This window comes from Arthrobacter sp. C152 (assembly GCF_054890965.1).
The window spans coordinates 17,240-34,906 of the sequence record NZ_JBTZSU010000034.1; the positions used below are offsets into that span (position 1 = coordinate 17,240).

At 67.5% G+C, this 17,667-nt stretch carries 20 protein-coding genes; 10 read left to right on the forward strand and 10 right to left on the reverse strand.

The window, feature by feature from the left end; genetic code table 11:
* Positions 1 to 102: 102 nt before the first annotated feature.
* Positions 103 to 828, reverse strand: a complete 726-nt coding sequence (locus ACYSM9_RS17930; RefSeq protein ID WP_461858309.1) for a beta-ketoacyl-ACP reductase — start codon at positions 826 to 828, stop codon at positions 103 to 105.
* A gap of 152 nt (positions 829 to 980) precedes the next feature.
* On the opposite strand from ACYSM9_RS17930, the gene ACYSM9_RS17935 reads away from it, so the two are divergent.
* The 4 genes from ACYSM9_RS17935 to ACYSM9_RS17950 are packed head-to-tail and all read left to right on the forward strand — an operon-like array spanning position 981 to position 3,028.
* Positions 981 to 1,412, forward strand: coding sequence for a DUF3099 domain-containing protein (locus ACYSM9_RS17935; RefSeq protein ID WP_461858310.1), 432 nt, complete (start codon positions 981 to 983; stop codon positions 1,410 to 1,412).
* Complete coding sequence (locus tag ACYSM9_RS17940) at positions 1,409 to 1,672, forward strand: hypothetical protein (RefSeq protein ID WP_461858311.1); 264 nt, start codon at positions 1,409 to 1,411, stop codon at positions 1,670 to 1,672. Before ACYSM9_RS17935 ends, ACYSM9_RS17940 begins: the two co-directional genes overlap by 4 nt.
* Positions 1,673 to 2,548 carry an SURF1 family cytochrome oxidase biogenesis protein gene (locus ACYSM9_RS17945; RefSeq protein WP_461858312.1) on the forward strand — a complete coding sequence of 292 codons (876 nt, stop codon included), beginning with the start codon at positions 1,673 to 1,675 and terminating at the stop codon, positions 2,546 to 2,548. It begins immediately after the preceding gene.
* A gap of 3 nt (positions 2,549 to 2,551) precedes the next feature.
* Positions 2,552 to 3,028: a YbaK/EbsC family protein gene (locus ACYSM9_RS17950; protein ID WP_461858313.1), complete on the forward strand. Its 477-nt coding sequence runs from the start codon at positions 2,552 to 2,554 to the stop codon at positions 3,026 to 3,028.
* 5 nt (positions 3,029 to 3,033) lie between these two features.
* Here the strand turns inward: ACYSM9_RS17950 and ACYSM9_RS17955 are convergent, their stop codons facing one another.
* Positions 3,034 to 4,632 carry an ABC-F family ATP-binding cassette domain-containing protein gene (locus ACYSM9_RS17955; RefSeq protein WP_461858314.1) on the reverse strand — a complete coding sequence of 533 codons (1,599 nt, stop codon included), beginning with the start codon at positions 4,630 to 4,632 and terminating at the stop codon, positions 3,034 to 3,036.
* Positions 4,633 to 4,825: 193 nt separating this feature from the next.
* Between ACYSM9_RS17955 and ACYSM9_RS17960 the strand changes: the two genes are divergently transcribed.
* The 5 genes from ACYSM9_RS17960 (at position 4,826) to ACYSM9_RS17980 (ending at position 8,903) form a co-directional block, all read left to right on the forward strand.
* Positions 4,826 to 5,890, forward strand: a complete 1,065-nt coding sequence (locus ACYSM9_RS17960; protein WP_461858315.1) for a spore photoproduct lyase family protein — start codon at positions 4,826 to 4,828, stop codon at positions 5,888 to 5,890.
* A gap of 19 nt (positions 5,891 to 5,909) precedes the next feature.
* Entirely contained in the window at positions 5,910 to 6,722 is an 813-nt protein-coding gene (locus tag ACYSM9_RS17965; protein WP_461858316.1) for a hypothetical protein, read from the forward strand.
* 174 nt (positions 6,723 to 6,896) lie between these two features.
* On the forward strand, positions 6,897 to 7,541 hold the full coding sequence (locus tag ACYSM9_RS17970) for a biotin transporter BioY (protein WP_461858317.1): 645 nt from the start codon (positions 6,897 to 6,899) through the stop codon (positions 7,539 to 7,541).
* Between the two features lie 10 nt (positions 7,542 to 7,551).
* A complete protein-coding gene (locus ACYSM9_RS17975; RefSeq protein WP_461858318.1) occupies positions 7,552 to 8,283 on the forward strand; it encodes an energy-coupling factor ABC transporter ATP-binding protein in 732 nt (243 codons plus the stop codon).
* Positions 8,280 to 8,903 carry an energy-coupling factor transporter transmembrane component T family protein gene (locus ACYSM9_RS17980; RefSeq protein ID WP_461858319.1) on the forward strand — a complete coding sequence of 208 codons (624 nt, stop codon included), beginning with the start codon at positions 8,280 to 8,282 and terminating at the stop codon, positions 8,901 to 8,903. Before ACYSM9_RS17975 ends, ACYSM9_RS17980 begins: the two co-directional genes overlap by 4 nt.
* 13 nt (positions 8,904 to 8,916) lie before the next feature.
* Here the strand turns inward: ACYSM9_RS17980 and ACYSM9_RS17985 are convergent, their stop codons facing one another.
* Both ACYSM9_RS17985 and ACYSM9_RS17990 read right to left on the reverse strand, forming a co-directional pair.
* Positions 8,917 to 10,104: a thiolase family protein gene (locus ACYSM9_RS17985; protein WP_461858320.1), complete on the reverse strand. Its 1,188-nt coding sequence runs from the start codon at positions 10,102 to 10,104 to the stop codon at positions 8,917 to 8,919.
* A complete protein-coding gene (locus tag ACYSM9_RS17990) occupies positions 10,094 to 11,497 on the reverse strand; it encodes a class I adenylate-forming enzyme family protein (RefSeq protein WP_461858321.1) in 1,404 nt (467 codons plus the stop codon). Before ACYSM9_RS17990 ends, ACYSM9_RS17985 begins: the two co-directional genes overlap by 11 nt.
* Before the next feature lie 58 nt (positions 11,498 to 11,555).
* Between ACYSM9_RS17990 and ypfJ the strand changes: the two genes are divergently transcribed.
* Positions 11,556 to 12,437, forward strand: coding sequence for a KPN_02809 family neutral zinc metallopeptidase (gene ypfJ / locus ACYSM9_RS17995; protein ID WP_461858322.1), 882 nt, complete (start codon positions 11,556 to 11,558; stop codon positions 12,435 to 12,437).
* Between the two features lie 133 nt (positions 12,438 to 12,570).
* On the opposite strand, the gene ACYSM9_RS18000 is transcribed toward ypfJ, so the two are convergent.
* Genes ACYSM9_RS18000 through ACYSM9_RS18025 form a run of 6 tightly spaced genes read right to left on the reverse strand, consistent with a single transcriptional unit; the run spans position 12,571 to position 17,638 of the window.
* On the reverse strand, positions 12,571 to 12,903 hold the full coding sequence (locus tag ACYSM9_RS18000) for a metal-sulfur cluster assembly factor (RefSeq protein WP_009357674.1): 333 nt from the start codon (positions 12,901 to 12,903) through the stop codon (positions 12,571 to 12,573).
* Between the two features lie 12 nt (positions 12,904 to 12,915).
* Complete coding sequence (gene sufC / locus ACYSM9_RS18005) at positions 12,916 to 13,710, reverse strand: Fe-S cluster assembly ATPase SufC (protein WP_461858323.1); 795 nt, start codon at positions 13,708 to 13,710, stop codon at positions 12,916 to 12,918.
* Between the two features lie 40 nt (positions 13,711 to 13,750).
* The gene (locus tag ACYSM9_RS18010; protein ID WP_461858324.1) at positions 13,751 to 14,107 is read right to left on the reverse strand and encodes a non-heme iron oxygenase ferredoxin subunit; all 357 of its coding nucleotides are present in this window, start codon (positions 14,105 to 14,107) and stop codon (positions 13,751 to 13,753) included.
* Between the two features lie 20 nt (positions 14,108 to 14,127).
* Complete coding sequence (gene sufD / locus ACYSM9_RS18015; RefSeq protein ID WP_461858325.1) at positions 14,128 to 15,369, reverse strand: Fe-S cluster assembly protein SufD; 1,242 nt, start codon at positions 15,367 to 15,369, stop codon at positions 14,128 to 14,130.
* Positions 15,369 to 16,832: a Fe-S cluster assembly protein SufB gene (sufB, locus tag ACYSM9_RS18020; protein ID WP_454486332.1), complete on the reverse strand. Its 1,464-nt coding sequence runs from the start codon at positions 16,830 to 16,832 to the stop codon at positions 15,369 to 15,371. Before sufB ends, sufD begins: the two co-directional genes overlap by 1 nt.
* Positions 16,832 to 17,638: a helix-turn-helix transcriptional regulator gene (locus ACYSM9_RS18025; protein ID WP_461858326.1), complete on the reverse strand. Its 807-nt coding sequence runs from the start codon at positions 17,636 to 17,638 to the stop codon at positions 16,832 to 16,834. Before ACYSM9_RS18025 ends, sufB begins: the two co-directional genes overlap by 1 nt.
* Positions 17,639 to 17,667 lie beyond the last annotated feature (29 nt).

Here is a 17,667-nt window from a genome sequence, read left to right on the forward strand (position 1 = left end):
GGCCTGCAGTCCATAATGCCAGCGGGCAGTGCCGGAATGTTTGTCCGGGTCCCACAATTAAGGACCGTGCGGCTAGTCCCCGCAGGGCAGTGTGGAACAGCGTCAGTGACCCATGCCCAGGCCGCCGTCCACCGGGATGACCGCCCCGGAGATGTAGGCAGCCTCGTCGCTGGCAACCCAGCGGACCACGTTGGCCACTTCGGCGGCTTCGGCGAAGCGCCCGGCCGGGATGCTGGCCAGGTAGTCCTTCTGGGTGGCTTCGGGCAGCTCGGCGGTCATGTCGGTGTTGATGAACCCGGGAGCCACCACGTTGGCGGTGATGCCGCGGGAACCGAGTTCACGGGTGAGGGAACGGGCGATGCCCAGCAGGCCGGCCTTGGAGGCTGAGTAGTTGATCTGGCCGGGGGCGCCGTACAGGCCGGAGACCGAGGAAATCAGGACCACGCGTCCCTTGCGGAGCCGGATCATGCCCTTGGACGCGCGCTTGATGACCCGGAAGGCGCCGGTGAGGTTGGTATCAATCACGGAGGTGAAATCGTCCTCGCTCATGCGCAGCAACAGGGTGTCCTTGGTGATGCCGGCGTTGGCCACCAGGACCTCCACGGGACCGTGGGCGGCTTCGACCTCCTTGAAGGCGGCATCGATGGAGGCTTCGTCGGTGACGTCCGCCTTCACCCCGAGGATGCCCTCGGGCAGCTTTGCTTCGCTGCGGTACGTCACTGCCACCTTGTCCCCATTGGCCAGGAATGCTTCCGCGATGGCCAGGCCGATGCCGCGGTTGCCGCCGGTGATCAGGACGCTGCGGGCGGCGGGAACTGCTTCAGTCATGGAGGGGCTCCGGAATCTGCGGCAGGCTGCGCCGCGGTAGCAAGGTGTGGTTTGGGCTGCCTTTGATCTTAGCGGCAGCCCCGGCACGGGTTTGGGCAGCACTGCCGATGGTGCGAGAATTAAGGGAAGCCTTTGGAGCGTGATCAAACACAGTGACCCTTGAAAACCATGCGGGACACTCCGCGCCTGAAGAACCGTCACGGTTCTCCGGCGATACCGGGGTCCACAGCATTACGGATGCCGCGGGCGCGCACTCGGAAGACATGCGCCAGCGCATGATCAAGTACGCCCTGGCGATGGGGATCCGCATGGTGTGCCTGATCCTGATTTTCGTGGTTGACGGCTGGTTCAAGATCATTGCCGTTGCCGGTGCCGTCTTCCTGCCGTGGATCGCCGTGGTCATAGCGAACGGCAGCGACAAGGCCGAGGCCCACAGCGACCTGCTGCTCGATTCCGCTCCCCTGGCCGAGCTCGAAAGTCCCGCCGGCCCCGTCGACGCCGATGAACCGGGGAGCGCCGTGCTGCAGGGCGAAGTGGTCAGGGACGACGAAGCAGGCCCAGGAGAGGAGCGGCAGGCATCATGAGCATCTTCGATTTCGCGGCGGGAACGGACGTTGCGTCCGAGCCCGGCGCCATCTGCTCCCGCAAGGCCTGCCGGGCGGAGGCGTCCTGGCAGCTGCTTTGGAACAACCCGAAAATCCACGACCCCGAGCGGCGCAAGATCTGGCTGGCCTGCACGGACCACCGGGACTGGCTCCAGGACTACCTGCAGACCCGCGGCCTGTGGAAGGAGACCGTCCCGATCGAAGGCGACGGTCCGGTTTCCATGGCGCAGGACCTCTGAATGTACCGTTTCCTTTTCTCCAGCAAGTGGCTGGGCTATCTGCTGCTGGCCGCGATCTTCGCCACGGCGTGCGTGTTCCTGGGCCGCTGGCAGATGGACCGGAGGGCAGAGACCCTGGCCGAAATCAACCGGGTGGTCAGCAACTATTCAGCCACGCCGGTTCCCTTCGCGCAGGCCCGCGACCAGTTCACCCGGCTGGACCCCGCCAAGGAGTGGACCCAGGTGGAGCTGAAGGGCTCCTACGACGCCGCGGGACAGCGCGTGGTCCGGAACCGTCCGCTCAACGGGCAGCCCGGATACGAAGTGGTGGTCCCGTTCCGGCTGGATACCGGAGAGACGGTCGTCATCGACCGTGGCTGGCTGCCGATCGGCAACAGGAACCCGGGCAGCCCGGATTCGGTGCCGGCGCCTCCCTCCGGTGAGGTGACCGCCGTCGTACGCCTGAAGCAAGGCGAGCCGGAACTCCAGCGCGGGGCCCCCGAAGGCCAGCTGGCGTCCATCGACCTTCCCACCTACGCCGCGCAGCTTGGCTACCCCTTGCTGACCGGCGCCTACGGCCAGCTCGCCTCGGAGACGCCGCCCGCCGCCGACATGCCGGTCCCGTTCCCCAAGCCGTCCACGGACGAGGGGACGCATCTGTCGTATTCGCTGCAGTGGTTCGCTTTCGGCGTGCTCATGTTCGTCGGCTTCGGCTACGCGGCCCGGCAGCAGGCGCGCAACGCCGCCATTGATGCCGAGGACGAGGACGGGGTGCCGGCCGACGGCACCGTCCACTCGGCAGTCCCGGCCGCCCGCCGCCGTCCGGAGCCCCGCAAGCGGAAGAAGGCGACAGCGGAAGAAGAGGAAGATGCGCTCCTGGACGCGCAGGGGTTCTAAGCCGTGACGGATTACGACGGCGGCCCGGTCGGCTTGGTGCGCTCGGCTCTGGTGGGCGCCGGCGTCGGTGACACCGTGCGGACTTTCGCTACGGGTGTACCCACGGCGGCGGCGGCAGCTGAAGCGCTGGACTGCGACCTCGCCGCGATCACCAACAGCCTGGTGTTCGACCTCGGCGGCGAGCCGCTGTTGATCCTGGCCAGCGGGGCGGCCCGGGTGGACACGTCCTTGGTGGCCAAGCAGCTTGGCAGCGGTACAATCCGCCGCGCCTCCCCTGCGTTCGTCCTCGAACACACCGGCCAGGAGGTGGGCGGCGTGGCGCCGATAGGCCACCCGAAGAGGATCACGACCCTCCTCGACGAGTCGCTGCAGGCCCACGACCTGCTCTGGGCCGGAGCAGGAGACCACCAGTCGATGTTCAGCATCACCTACCCCCAGCTAAAAAGAATTACGGGGGCGCTGGAACTCCAGGTGCGCTGAGCTAGCTAGGCCAGCGTGATCAGGTCCAGGTAGTCCTCGTTCCAGTGGTCCTCCACGCCGTCTGGCAGCAGCACCACGCGCTCCGGATTCAGGGCCTCGACGGCACCTTCGTCGTGGCTGACCAGGACGACGGCGCCGGTGTAGTTGCGCAGGGCGCCCAGGATTTCGGCGCGGCTGGCCGGGTCGAGGTTGTTGGTGGGTTCGTCCAGGAGCAGGACGTTGGCGCTGGAAGCCACGATCGTGGCGAGGGCCAGGCGGGTCTTTTCCCCGCCGGACAGCACGCCGGCAGGCTTGTCAACGTCATCGCCCGAGAACAGGAACGAGCCCAGGATGCCGCGCACTTCGGCGTCCTTCATGTCGGGCGCAGCCGAGCGCATGTTCTCCAGCACCGTGCGGTTGTGGTCCAGGGTTTCGTGTTCCTGCGCATAGTAGCCCACCTTGAGCCCGTGCCCGGGTACGATGTCGCCGGTGTCCGGCCGGTCAACGCCGGCCAGCATCCTCAGCAGCGTCGTCTTGCCGGCACCGTTCAGGCCCAGGATGACCACTTTCGACCCGCGGTCGATGGCGAGGTCGACGTCGGTGAAGATCTCCAGGGATCCGTAGGACTTGCTCAGGCCCTCGGCCGTGAGCGGCGTCTTGCCGCAGGGTGAGGGGTCGGGGAAGCGCAGCGCTGCGACGCGGTCCTGCTCCCGTACTGCTTCGAGGCCGCTGAGCAGCCGCTCGGCGCGCTTGGCCATGTTCTGCGCGGCAACGGCCTTGGTGGCTTTCGCCCGCATCTTGTTGGCCTGGTCCATGAGGACCTGCGCCTTCTTCTCGGCGTTGGCACGTTCACGCTTGCGGGCGCGTTCATCGGTTTCGCGCTGCTGCAGGTACCGCTTCCACCCCATGTTGTAGACGTCGATCTGGGCCCGGTTCGCATCCAGGTGGTAGACCTTGTTGACCGTGGCTTCGAGCAGTTCGACGTCGTGGCTGATCACGATCAGGCCGCCCTGGTGGTTCTTGAGGAAGTCACGGAGCCAGGCGATGGAGTCGGCGTCCAGGTGGTTGGTGGGTTCGTCCAGGAGCATGGTCTCGGCGTCGGAGTACAGGATGCGGGCGAGCTCCACGCGGCGGCGCTGCCCGCCGGACAGTGTCTTGAGTGGCTGGTTCAGGAGGCGGTCAGGGAGGGCAAGGTTGGAGCAAATCGAAGCAGCTTCGGCTTCCGCCGCGTAGCCGCCGGCCGCCAGGAATTCGGACTCCAGCCGGTCGTAACGGTTCATGGCCTTGCGCTGGACATCGGCGTTCTCGCTGGCCATCTCGTCGTGGGCCTTGCGCAGTTTGCCGACGACAATGTCCAGGCCGCGTGCGGAAAGGATCCGGTCGCGGGCCAGCTGATCCATGTCCGGGGTGCGCGGGTCCTGGGGCAGGTAGCCGATCTCGCCGCTGCGGGTGACCTTCCCGGCCGCCGGGAGGCCCTCGCCCGCAAGGACCCGGGTGAGCGTGGTCTTGCCGGCGCCGTTGCGGCCGACCAGCCCGATCTTGTCCCCCTTGTCGATGCGGAAGCTCACCTGGTCCATCAGGAGGCGGGCGCCGGCACGCAGTTCAAGATCCTGGACAGTAATCACAGCAGGTAAAGCCTTTCAGCAAAGGGGTGGGCCGCCACCCCCGTGGCGTCAGGAGCGTGGGCGGCAATGGGCGGCAGAACGGCCTGCCCCAGTCTACCGTTGGTCCGCCTAAACCAACGACGGCGGCCTGCCGGGGCGGACGCCCAGGGCTTAAACTGCCCCCGGGAGGCCAGCATCCATCGAGAATGGACCCATGGACTTCGACCGCCTGCTGCAGATCCGGCGTATTTACGCGCAGCAGGCTGCCCTGGACCTTCCCCGGGGCAGGGAGATTGTGGAACGCTGGCCCGAAGCCGACGTCGTCCTGGTCGAAAACCACTGGAACATTCCGGAGGTTCACGGCGACGAGACGAACGTGCCCCGCTGGTCCCGGATCAAGACAGAAGCGCTGGTCCTCGGTGTCAAGAAAGCCCTGACCGTCAAACCCAACGGCCGTTCCGCGGACTTCATCGCCCCCTCGACGGCGAACGGGTGCGCCATGGCCTGCGCCTACTGCTACGTACCACGGCACAAGGGCTACAGCAACCCGGTCACGGTGTTCGCGAACATCGACCAGATCGCCCGGGCGGTGGAGCGGCATGCCACCCGTCAGGGCCTGAAACTGGAGCCAAACCAGTGCGACCCCTGGCTCTGGGTGTACGACATCGGGGAAAACAGCGACTGCTCCGTGGATGCGCTGATCAGCGACAACGTGGAAGACCTGGTGACGCTCTTCCGTGATTTGCCCAACGCCAAGCTGTCGTTCGCCACCAAGTTCGTCAACCCGGCAATGCTGGACTGGGACCACGGCGGACACACGCGGATCCGCTTCTCGCTCATGCCGGCGCAGCTGGCGAAATCGGTGGACGTCAGGACCTCACCGGTGTCCGGGCGCATGGCAGCCATCAACGACTTCGTCGACGCCGGGTATGAGGTGCACGTGAACTTCTCCCCCGTCATCGTTACGGACACCTGGCTCAGCGACTGGGCGGAACTGCTGCGCGAGCTCGACGCGGTGCTGAGCCCCGCCGCGAAGGCCCAGCTCGCTGCGGAAATCATCTTCCTCACCCACAACGAGCAACTGCACCAGGTCAACCTGGGGTGGCATCCGCAGGCCGAGCGTGTCCTGTGGCGCCCGGACCTGCAGGAAGCGAAAGTGTCGTCCAACGGCTTCACCAACGTCCGCTACCGCTCCGGAACCAAGGCCCGGTACGTCAACCAGCTCACGAAGCTCATCGGCGAAATTGCGCCCTACTGCCGTATCCGCTACGCGTTCTGAGGATTAAACTGGGCAGATCATGACTGGCGCCGGTTTTCGCCTTGTGGCCTGGTCCGCCCTCCTGGCCGGCCTCCTGTCGGGCTGCACACCCGCCGTCAGCCTCGACGAGGCCGCCACCGTCGCACCGGCCACCTCCGCCGCCACGGCGGTGGGCACCAGCACCCCGCCGTCCCCGGCCCCATCCACCGTTGCCGCTCCTCCCCCGGCACCCGCCCAACCTCCGGTCCCCCAGCCGTTCGCCCTCAACCTCTACCAGGACGGCGATTTCGTACCGCAGTACACGTTCGACTGGTGCGTCGCGGCGAGCATCCAGATGGCGCACAACCTGGCGGATGCCACGGGAACGGCCACGTGGTCCGATCCCACCCAGCAGGGCGACCTCTGGCAGATGGCGCGGGCACGCTCGTCAGACTCGTTCAACGGTGCCAACCCGTATGGCTGGGCAGAGGTCCTGACCCAGTCCGGGATGGGTGGCTACGGCGTGGTCAGCATCGCCGACTACGCCACCGCACTGCGCACCGCCGCCGGCGCCATGACTGCGACAGGCAGGCCGGTGGGGCTGGTCATGTGGAGCGGCCGCCACGCGTGGGTAATGAGTGGATTCGAATCGGTGGGCGATCCCCGCCAGTTCGCGGACTTCACCGTGACCGGCATCCATGTCCTGGATCCGCTCTACCCCTACGGCAGCGGGCAGTGGGGCCCCTCGCCTCCGCCCAACAGCCTGCTGAGCCCGGAACAGCTGGCCACCCAGTTCGTGGTGCGCGAGCCCCGGCGGTGGAGCAGCAACCTCCCCGCCGGCTACCTGCTGGTGCTGCCGCTGGCCCCCGCCTGAGCGGCGCTCCCCTGTGCAGGCGCAAAGACAGGCAGCCCGGCGGTGCCGCATTTGTGCCCAGCCGTCAGCATGGCCACGCCGCTTTAGTAGGCGCCCTACAAAATGGGGCCACCCCGGCGCCGGTAACGTCGGCGGTACCCTAGATTCCGTTTGTACAACCCCGACAGGACCGCCATGAGCAACACCGACACCCCCACACAGAACAGTCCCCGCACCGACCGCCGCCGCTGGAACGGCACCGACCTCGGACTGATCGCGGTCTTCGCCGCCCTGGTGGCCGGCGCAGCCCTGGTGCCCGGACTGGCCCTGAACGGCTTCGGCGTCCCCATCACCTTCCAGACCCTGGCGGTGATGCTGACCGGCCTGGTGCTGGGACCCGCCCGCGGGTTCGCCGCCGTCGGCCTCTACACGCTGCTGGGCCTCGCCGGCCTGCCCATCTTCAGCCAGGGCCGCAGCGGGCTGGGAATCCTGGCCGGGCCTTCCGCCGGGTACATCATTGCCTTCCCCATCGCGGCCGGCATCGTGGGCTGGCTGGCCACGATGGTGATCCGCCGGACCACCAAGGCACGGGCCCTGTGGTTTTTCCTCTCCGCCACCGCCACCAGCGTCGTGGTGGTGCACTCGCTGGGTATCCTCGGCATCGCCCTGAACTCCAAAGCCACGCTCGGCCAGGCGTTCTTCAGTGACCTGATCTTCTACCCGGGGGACATCATCAAGAACGTCCTCGCCGCCGCCATCGCCGTCGCCCTCCACCGGGCCTTCCCCGACGTCCTGGTCCGCCGTGTACGCCGTCCCGCGGCCCCGGCCGGGAAGGCCTAGGACCCGGCACATGCCTGCAGTGATCTTTGACCAGGCGGCCGTCGCCGTCGAACAGGACAACAACCCGCAGCCCAAAGTCCTGCTCGAATCCGTCAACCTGCGCCTGGATGAAGCCCGGGTTGGCGTGATCGGAGCCAACGGATCCGGCAAGTCCACGCTGCTGCGCCTGGTCAACGGACTCATCCAGCCCACTGCGGGCGCGGTCACTGTCGACGGCGACGATACAGTGCGTGCCGTGCGGAAGGTCCGCCGGAATGTCGGCTTCGTCTTCACCGATCCGCTGTCCCAGCTGGTGATGCCCACCGGCAGGGAGGACGTGGAACTCTCCCTGCGGCGTTCGGTGCGCAACGGCGCCGAGCGCCACGCCCACGCCGAGGCCGCTCTCGAACGCCTTGGCCTGCTGCCCCTGGCCGACCAGAGCATCTATGAGCTCTCCGGCGGCGAGCGGCAGCTGATGGCGCTCGCCGCCGTACTCGCCGTGGACCCGAAAATCCTGGTGCTGGATGAGCCCTCCACGCTGCTGGACCTGCGCAACCGGGAACTGCTCCGCCGGACCCTGGCGGGCCTGGACCAACAGGTCATCATGTCCACCCACGACCTTGACCTCGCCCTGGACATGGACCGGGTATTGGTCATCGACCAGGGCCGGGTTACGTTCGATGGTGCCCCGGCGGAGGCCGTTGCCGCCTACCGGTCCTGGTGCCTGGAAGGACTGGGCTCCGAGGGATGGGATTCCCGGTGAGGGGCCACGGCTTCCTGCTGGCCAACTATGTGCCGGGCGATTCGCTCATCCACCGCTGCCCGCTGGGATTGAAGTTCCTCCTCGTCTTCGCCTGCGGCCTGGCGTCCTTCATCATCGTGGACTGGCGGATCTCCGCTGCCATGCTGGGTGTCCTCTGCGGCCTATTCCTGCTGACCGGTGCCGGCGTGAAGCGCCTGTGGCGTGCGGTCCGTCCCCTCGCGGCGGTGTTGCTGGTGATCGGCCTGTTCCAGTGGTGGCAGCTGGGCGCGCCCACTGCCGCCCGGATCGTCCTGAATATCCTTGTCTGCGTTGTTGCCGCTTCGCTGCTCACCGCCACCACCCCGGTCCAGCAGCTTCTGGACGGCGTGGTCAAAGCCGTGGGTCCGTTCAAGCCGCTGGGCGCGGATCCGGAGCGCTTCGCCCTGACCATCGGCATCATGCTGCGGAGCATCCCCTACATCGCGGGCACGTTCTCGGATGTCCGGGATTCCGCCCGGGCCCGTGGGCTGGAGCGGAACCCGCGGGCGTTGGTCCTGCCCGTGTTCATCACCTCGGTGGCGTACGCGAGGCAGACGGGCGAAGCGCTCGCCGCCCGGGGGCTCGGCGAAGCGGAGAACTGAGGCGCTGCAAGCGTCAGCCGGACGCCAGCGGCCGGTACTCCAGCAGGGCAGCGGTCCCCATGCCGCCGGCCATGCTGATCATGGCCAGCGCCAGGGTCCCCTGCACCTTCCGCCTGCGCGCCTGCGCCAGCAGCCGCGTCACCAGCACGGCCCCGGATGCGCCATAGGCATGGCCCAGGGCCAGGGCCCCGCCGTCCAGGTTCGCCCGCCCGGACCCGAACCCCACGTGGTCAAGGCAGGCCAGGGTCTGTGATGCGAAGGCCTCGTTGAATTCCACCAGGTCCACCTGGGCCGCCGTCACTCCTGCCGCGGCCAGCACGTCCCGGGCGGCCACGGCAGCGCCGATCCCCAGCACGGCGGGGGCGACGCCGGCGGTTCCCGTCCCGCGCACCAGCAGGGCGTCGGCGGCGCCCAGTCGGCGGGCCCGTTCCAGGGAGGTGACGACGACGGCGGACGCGGCGTCCGCGTCAAAGCATGAGTTCCCGGCGGTGACAGTTCCCCCGGGTACGAAGGCGGCGGGGAACCGGGCCATGACGCCCTGGTTCAGGCCGCGGCGCGGGCCGTCATCCGCCGCTACCGTGGCATCGTTTACGGCCAGGGGCACCAGTTCGCCTTCGAACAGGCCAGCCGCCGCGGCGGCGAGGGCTTTGTGGTGGCTTGCCAGGGCGAACGCGTCCTGCCGGTCCCGGCCGACGCCATAGTCGCGCGCCACCGTCTCCGCGGCCACGCCCATGTCCGGGTCGCCAAAGCTCTCCGGCACGAACTGGGCGCGGCTGTAGAACTCCGGGCCGCCGTCGTCCTTCCGGTGGGCACGCAGGGGCGCCGTGCTGGTGCTTTCCACACCACCTGCCAGGTACAGCGGGTTGCCGCCGGCGGCAACGAGCCGCGCCGCCAGGACGATGGCGTCCAGCCCCGAACCGCATTGCCGGTCAACCGTCAGGCCCGGCACGCCGACCGGGAGTCCCGCCTCCAGCAGTGCCAGCCGGGCCACGTTCCCGCCGCCGCCCACGGCGTTGCCGATCACGACGTCGTCAACGGATGCGGGGTCCAGCCCGCAGCTGGAGACGAGCCGGCGCAGCACGGGGGCCAGGAGTTGGTGTGCCCGCAGCGTCCGCAGGGCCCCGTTGGTGCGGCAGACCGGGGTGCGCAGCGCGGCGATGATGACCGGCTGCCGTTCGGGGGGAAGCAGTTCAGCTTCCAAGGAGGCGCACCCTGGGGTCACGGGAGTCGATCCAGTCCAGCAGCAGGTTCCGGCTGACCTTTCCGCGGTCGGTGACGGGAAGCTCGGACAGGAGGAAATACTGCAAGGGCCGCTTGTCCCGGGCAAGGAGGCTCTCCAGCCCCGCGCGCAGCTGGGTGGCGGTGATCCCGCCCTGGGAAGGAACCACACCCGCAACCACCCGTTGGCCACGCAGGTCATCAGGCATCCCCGCCGCCACCGCCGCGCCGACGCCGGGCACAGCGGCCAGCGCCAGCTCCACCTCGTGCGGGTACACGTTCCTGCCCGCGGTGAGGATCATGTCCGCCCGGCGGCCCAGGATGTGCAGTTCGCCGGCCTCAAGGTAGCCCTGGTCCCCCACTGTGTACCAGCCATCGAAAGACCGCAGCGCCTCACCGTCATCGCCCCACAGGTACCCGTTGCTGACCATGCCGCTGCGGACGCAGATGTTGCCGTACTCCCCGTCCGGCAGTTGCGCGCCGTCGTCGTCCAGGATCCGGACATCGACACCCGGGAACGGGCGGCCAATCCCGGTGCCGCCGGCAGCCAGCTGCCCGGCGACAAGTCCCGTGCCGGAGACGAAACTCAGCTCGGAGGCGCCGTAGTATTCGTAGATCGTGGCGTTGGGTGCCCACCGGCGCGCTGCCTCCAGGGTGCGTGCATCGAGCTTGGACCCGGCGCAGATGATGGTGCGGATGCCGGAGGCGTCAACGCATCCGGTCATGCCCCGTTCGCTGAGCATGCGCAGCATGGTGGGGACCAGGACCAGCCGGGTGACCCGGTCGTGGGTAATGGCCGCGTGGACGTCGCCGACGTCGAAGGCTTCGAGGGCCTGGAACTCGGAGCCGGCGTACAGGCATTCGGCCAGGGCGTAAAGGTTCAGGCTCGCCGCCAGCGGCCCCGGGGCGAGCGTCACATCCTCCTGGCGGAGTCCGAAAAATTCGATGGAAGCGTCAAAGGACTGCTGCCAGGACCGGCGGGACCGGGTGAAGGCCTTGGGAATGGACGTGGTTCCGGAGGTCAGGCCAATGAGGAAGCTGGTTTCCGGTGCGCCGTCGTCCAAGGCGTCGTCCGGAGACACGGGCGCCGCGGCAGCGTACGCCTCCACGCGCCGGGCGATGTCCTCCTGCAGGGCCACGGGCCAGGCGGGGTCCAGGACGGCGCACTGCCGGCCGCCCGCCACCGCGGCCGCGAACTGTACTGCGAAGTCCACCGAATTCGCTTCACACAGGGTCGTGACCGATTTCGCTTCCGGCACCAGGTCCGCGGCCTGGTCCCGCAGCCCGGCCCAGTCGAGGCGGCGGCCGCCGACCACGACGGCGGTGTCGTGGGGCCGCTGTTCCGCCCAGCGCTGGATTCTGTTCAGGAAAGGCACGCACCAACTTTACCGGCCTGCACGGATTGAGCCGCGGGCCCATGGGTATTGTGACTTTATGAGTTTCAACGACAACGTGCAGCTGGATCCGTCCCAGGTCCAGGACCGGCGCGGCATGGGCCGGGGAGTGAAGGTTGGCGGCGGGATCGGCGGAGGCCTGGTGCTGCTCGTTGCGCTCCTGCTGGGCATTAATCCCAACATGCTCGGTGGCCTGACCGGCGGCGACACCGGCGGACAGTCCCAGGGCACGGCGCCGGCCTGCAGTACGGGTGCGGATGCTGATGCGCGCCTGGACTGCAGGATCACCGGCACGGTCAACAGCCTCAACGCGTTCTGGCCCGGCTACCTGAAGCAGTACAACGTGCAGTATCCGCGGCCCGAGGCAGTGATCTTCAGCGGCGGCACCAACACCGGCTGCGGCGCGGCGACCTCGGAGGTGGGGCCCTTCTACTGCCCCACCGACACCACCGCGTACTTCGATCCTGGCTTCTTCCAGGAACTCGTGGACCGGTTCGGTTCCTCCGGCGGCCCGCTGGCGCAGGAATACGTGGTGGCGCACGAGTTCGGGCACCATGTGCAGAACCTGCTGGGCGACCTGAACCGGGCGCAGCAGGACCCGCAGGGCCCGGAGTCAGGCTCCGTCCGCACAGAACTCCAGGCCGACTGCTACGCCGGCCTGTGGGCCAAATACGCTTCCACGACGCCGAACCCGGACACCGGGCAGCCCTACCTGGAGCCCCTGACGCAGCAGGACGTCAGCGATGCCCTGTCAGCGGCAGCGTCCGTCGGCGATGACCGGATCCAGAAGGCCGCGACGGGCCGGGTCTCCCCGGAAGGCTGGACCCACGGTTCCAGCGAGGAACGCCAGCGCTGGTTCCTGCAGGGCTACCAGTCAGGCGACCTCAAGCAGTGCGACACCTTCAGCGCCGGCACCCTCTAATCCCCCATCGATTGCTCCGTAACGGCCCTTTTGAAGGGTCAAAACGGCAGTTACGGAGCAACGGATGAGGTTACGACGACGGCGGGTCACCCTCCACAAGGAAGGTGACCCGCCGTCGTCGTACTAAAGGAACCTAGATGTTGAAGCCGAGGGCCCGCATCTGGTCCTTGCCGTCGTCGGTGATCCGTTCCGGACCCCACGGCGGCATCCAGACCCAGTTCAGGCGCCAGTCGTCCACGACGCCGTCCAGGGCCTTGCCCACCTGCTCCTCGAGCACGTCGGTGAGCGGGCAGGCGGCGGTGGTGAGCGTCATGTCGATCAGCAGCGCGCCGTCGTCGTCGGAGTACTTCAGGCCGTACAGCAGCCCGAGGTCCACCACGTTGACCCCAAGCTCGGGGTCGATGACGTCCTTGAGCGCCTCTTCGACGTCCTCCAGGGCCGTACGGCCCGGCGTGATTTCGGTCATGACTGGTCCTTACTAGGCCTGTGCTGCGGTGGCGGCCGCGATGCTGGCTGCGCCGGCGCCCTTGGCGTAGCGGTCGTAGCCTTCTTCCTCAAGGCGGTCGGCGAGCTCGGGGCCGCCCTCTTCGACAACCTGGCCGTCCACGAAGACGTGGACGAAGTCAGGCTTGATGTATCGCAGGATACGCGTGTAGTGCGTGATGAGCAGGGTGCCCATGTTGCCCTCGGCGTGTGCCCGGTTGACGCCCTCGGACACGATCTTGAGCGCGTCAACGTCCAGGCCGGAGTCGGTCTCGTCCAGGACGGCGAACTTGGGCTTGAAGAGTTCCAGCTGCAGGATCTCCACGCGCTTCTTCTCGCCGCCGGAGAAGCCTTCGTTAACGTTGCGCTGGGCGAAGTCGGCGTCGATGCGCAGCTTCTCCATGGCGTCCTTGACGTCCTTGGTCCAGGTACGCAGCTTGGGTGCTTCGCCGTCGATTGCGGTCTTGGCGGTGCGCAGGAAGTTGGTCATGGTGACGCCGGGGACCTCGACCGGGTACTGCATGGCCAGGAAGACGCCGGCGCGGGCGCGCTCGTCCACGCTCATCGCCAGGACGTCTTCGCCGTCCAGGGTGATGGTGCCGCGGGTGACGGTGTAGCGGGGGTGGCCGGCGATGGTGGAGGCCAGGGTGGACTTGCCCGAACCGTTGGGGCCCATGATCGCGTGGGTCTCGCCGGTGCGGATGGTCAGGCTGACGCCCTTCAGGATCTCCTTGGTGCCCTGTTCCGTCTCAATGCTGACGTGCAGGTCCTTGATCTCAAGAGTTGACATGCGCTTCTTTCTTTTGCTCGTAAGTCTGTGCTGCCGGCGCTCAGTAGTTGGTTACTGCCGCGCCGTTCAAAACGTTGGTGACGTCCACGTAGACGTCGTCGCCGTCGAGCTCGACGGCGAACACCGGAACGGGATCGTAGGCGGGAAGCTGCAGCGGCTGGCCGCTGCGCAGGTCGAACTGGGAGCCGTGGCCCCAGCACTCGATGGCGCAGCCTTCCACGTCGCCTTCGGACAGCGAAATGTCCGCGTGCGAGCAGGTGTCGCCGATGGCATGGATATCGCCCATCGAATCCCGGACGACGGCTACCGGGTAGCCGTCGACCAGGATGCGCAGCGCCTGCTTGACCTTGATGTCATTGGCGCTGCAGACCAGCTCGCCCTTGGGTGTCCCGCTCATACGTTCCTGCCTGCCTGTCGTTAGTTGTCGGTGGCCGCGAGTTCGCGTTCCACAGCCTCGGTCAGGCGCTCTTCGAGGGCCGGGACCTTGATCTGCTGGATGATCTCGTTGAGGAAGCCGCGGACCACCAGGCGGCGCGCGACGTCCTCGGGAATGCCGCGGGCCATCAGGTAGAACAGGTGCTCGTCGTCGAAGCGGCCGGTGGCGCTGGCGTGGCCCGCGCCCTCGATCAGGCCGGTCTCGATCTCGAGGTTCGGCACGGAGTCCGCGCGGCAGCCGTCGGTCAGGACCAGGTTCTGGTTCTTCTCGTACGAGTCGGTGCCTTCGGCCTGCTTCTGGATGAGGACGTCGCCAACCCAGACCGTGTGCGCGCCCTTGCCCTGCAGCGCACCCTTGTACAGGACGTTGGAGGTGCAGTTGGGCACGTTGTGGTCCACGAAGGAGCGGTGTTCCAGGTGCTGCCCGGCGTCGGCGAAGTAGAGGCCCAGGAGCTCGGCCTCGGCGCCCTCACCGGCGAAGCGGACGTTGGAGTTCAGGCGCACGATCTTGCCGCCCAGGGAGACGGCGATGTGCTTGTAGACGGCGTCCTTGCCCACCTCGGCGTCATGCTGGGCCAGGTGCTTGGCGTCGTCTTCCCAGAGCTGCACGGAGACGACCGTGAGCTGGGCGCCTTCGCGGACCAGGATCTCGACGTTGCCGTTGTGGTCGGCGGAGCCGTCGTGTTCGATGATGACGACGGCGCGGCTGTTCGCACCGGCCTCGATCACGTGGTGTGAGTTGGTGCGGCGGCCCGCGCCGTTGCCGGTCAGGACCAGGCGTACGGGAGCGTCCAGCTCGGCGTTCTCCGGGATGGAGATGAGCTGGGCTTCCTCCGTGTTGGCGGAGGCGACGACGGCGGCCCGGTCCGCGGGGACCAGGGTGGCGCCGCGGGGGGCCTCGCCGGCGCGCAGCAGACGCTGCGCCACCGCTGCGGGGGCGTCCACGGATACGCCGAGGGCGCCGGCGTCCGAGGCGGCGTCGGAGAGCAGGTTCGCCAGTTCGCGGACCGGGGTGAAACGCCATTCCTCTTCGCGGCCGTTGGGCAGGGCGAAGTCGGCCACGTCGTGGCTGGTCAGGCGCTCCGCGCGGGAGGCCATGACCTGGACGCCGTGGCTGTGGTGGCGGTCCACCTTGGAGGCGACGAGCTGCTCGCCCTCCTCGGTGAAGCCGGCGATCGACGGTGCGCCGATGCGCGCCTTTTCAGTAGTTGCTTCGGCAGTCATTAACCGACGGATCCTTCCATCTGGAGTTCGATGAGGCGGTTCAGCTCAAGGGCGTATTCCATGGGCAGTTCACGGGCGATCGGCTCGATGAAGCCGCGCACGATCATGGCCATGGCCTCGTCCTCGGGCATGCCGCGGGACATGAGGTAGAACAGCTGTTCCTCGCTGACGCGGGAGACGGTTGCCTCGTGTCCCAGCTGGACATCGTCCTCGCGGATGTCGATGTACGGGTAGGTGTCGGAGCGCGAAATGGTGTCCACCAGCAGGGCGTCGCAGCGGACCGTGTTGGCGGAGTGCTTGGCGCCTTCGCGGACCTGGACCAGGCCGCGGTATGCTGCACGGCCGCCGCCGCGGGCTACCGACTTGGAGATGATGGAGCTCTTGGTGTTCGGCGCGATGTGCACCATCTTCGATCCGGTGTCCTGGTGCTGGCCCTCGCCGGCGAACGCGATGGACAGGGTCTCACCCTTGGCGTGCTCGCCCACGAGGTAGACGGCCGGGTACTTCATGGTCACCTTGGAACCGATGTTGCCGTCGATCCACTCCATGGTGGCGCCCGCTTCGCAGACGGCGCGCTTGGTCACCAGGTTGTAGACGTTGTTCGACCAGTTCTGGATGGTGGTGTACCGGACGCGGGCGCCCTTCTTCACGATGATCTCGACGACGGCGGAGTGCAGCGAGTCCGAGGTGTAGATCGGCGCGGTGCAGCCTTCGATGTAGTGGACGTAGGAGTCCTCGTCGGCGATGATCAGGGTCCGCTCGAACTGGCCCATGTTCTCGGTGTTGATGCGGAAGTAGGCCTGCAGCGGGATTTCCACGTGGACGCCCTTGGGGACGTACACGAAGGAGCCGCCGGACCACACGGCGGTGTTCAGCGACGCGAACTTGTTGTCGCCGACGGGGATGACGGTGCCGAAGTACTCCTGGAAGATCTCCGGGTGTTCCTTCAGGGCGGTGTCGGTGTCCAGGAAGATCACCCCCTGGGCTTCGAGGTCCTCGCGGATCTGGTGGTACACCACTTCGGATTCGTACTGGGCAGCGACACCGGAGACGAGGCGGCTGCGCTCGGCTTCCGGGATACCCAGCTTCTCGTAGGTGTTGCGGATGTCCTCGGGCAGGTCCTCCCAGGTGGCGGCCTGCTTCTCGGTGGAGCGGACAAAGTACTTGATGTTGTCGAAGTCGATGCCGGAGAGGTCTGCACCCCAGGTGGGCATGGGCTTGCGGTCGAAGTACTTCAGGCCCTTCAGGCGCAGGTCAAGCATCCATTCGGGTTCGCTCTTCTTGGCCGAAATGTCCCGGACTACCTCTTCATCGAGACCACGCCGTGCATTGGCGCCGACGTCGTTCTTGTCGGCCCAGCCGTACTCATAGTTGCCGATGCCGTGCAGCTCGGGATTCTTTTCCAGAATCTCCGAGATCACAGTGTTTTCGGCTACTGCTTTCTCTGATAGTTGGTCCGTCATCACGGCCTTTCTTGCTGATGGTTGGTTACTTCATCCAGGCTGGCGGGGGCTGCCGCCGGCACGGTGGCCGGCCTGGCAGACAGCCTGCCTGTAGGAATGTGGGTGGTGCACACGTGGCCGCCGCGGGCCAGGGTGGAGAGCCGCCGGACGTCCACTCCGACCAGCCGCGAGAAGACCTCGGTCTCGACGTCGCAGAAGACGGGAAAGCGGGCCGCGAGCTGCTGGATGGGGCAGTGGCCCTGGCACAGCTGCACGCTGGACAGTGCGGCAGGCAGCGGGGCCTTGGCTTCGATGGAGGCTGTGGAAGCGACAAAGTTGTCCCGGCTCAGGGCAGCCGACAACGCCGCTGCGCGGTCGCGGATATCGGGCCCGGCCTTCTCGATTTCCGGTGCGTAGCGCTTTTCCATGTCGGCGAAGCGCTCGACGGCGAAGGCGCGGACAGCGTCGGGGCCTGCGACCTTCTGCAGCTGCTGGAGCGCCAGGGCGGCGATGTCCAGGTAGTCGTTGCCCAGGCTGGACTGGCCCTGGGAGCTGAGGACGTAGCGGCGGGCGGGACGGCCCGCGCCGGCACCCGGTTTGGCGATCCTCTTCACTTCGATCACGCCCGCGCGCGACAGGTGGTCGAGGTGGCGGCGCACGGCCGCGGGGGTGAATCCCAGCATGTCGCCGAGTTCGGCCGCGCTGACGGGGCCGTGTTCCAGGACTGCCGACAGGACGCGGTCGCGGGTGCGCTCGTCGGCATCAGCCACGGGGCTGGATGCGACAGCACCGGGCCCGGCGACGGGCACAGCAGTAGCGTTGGTCATGGAATACACAACACAATCATGTCGTAATT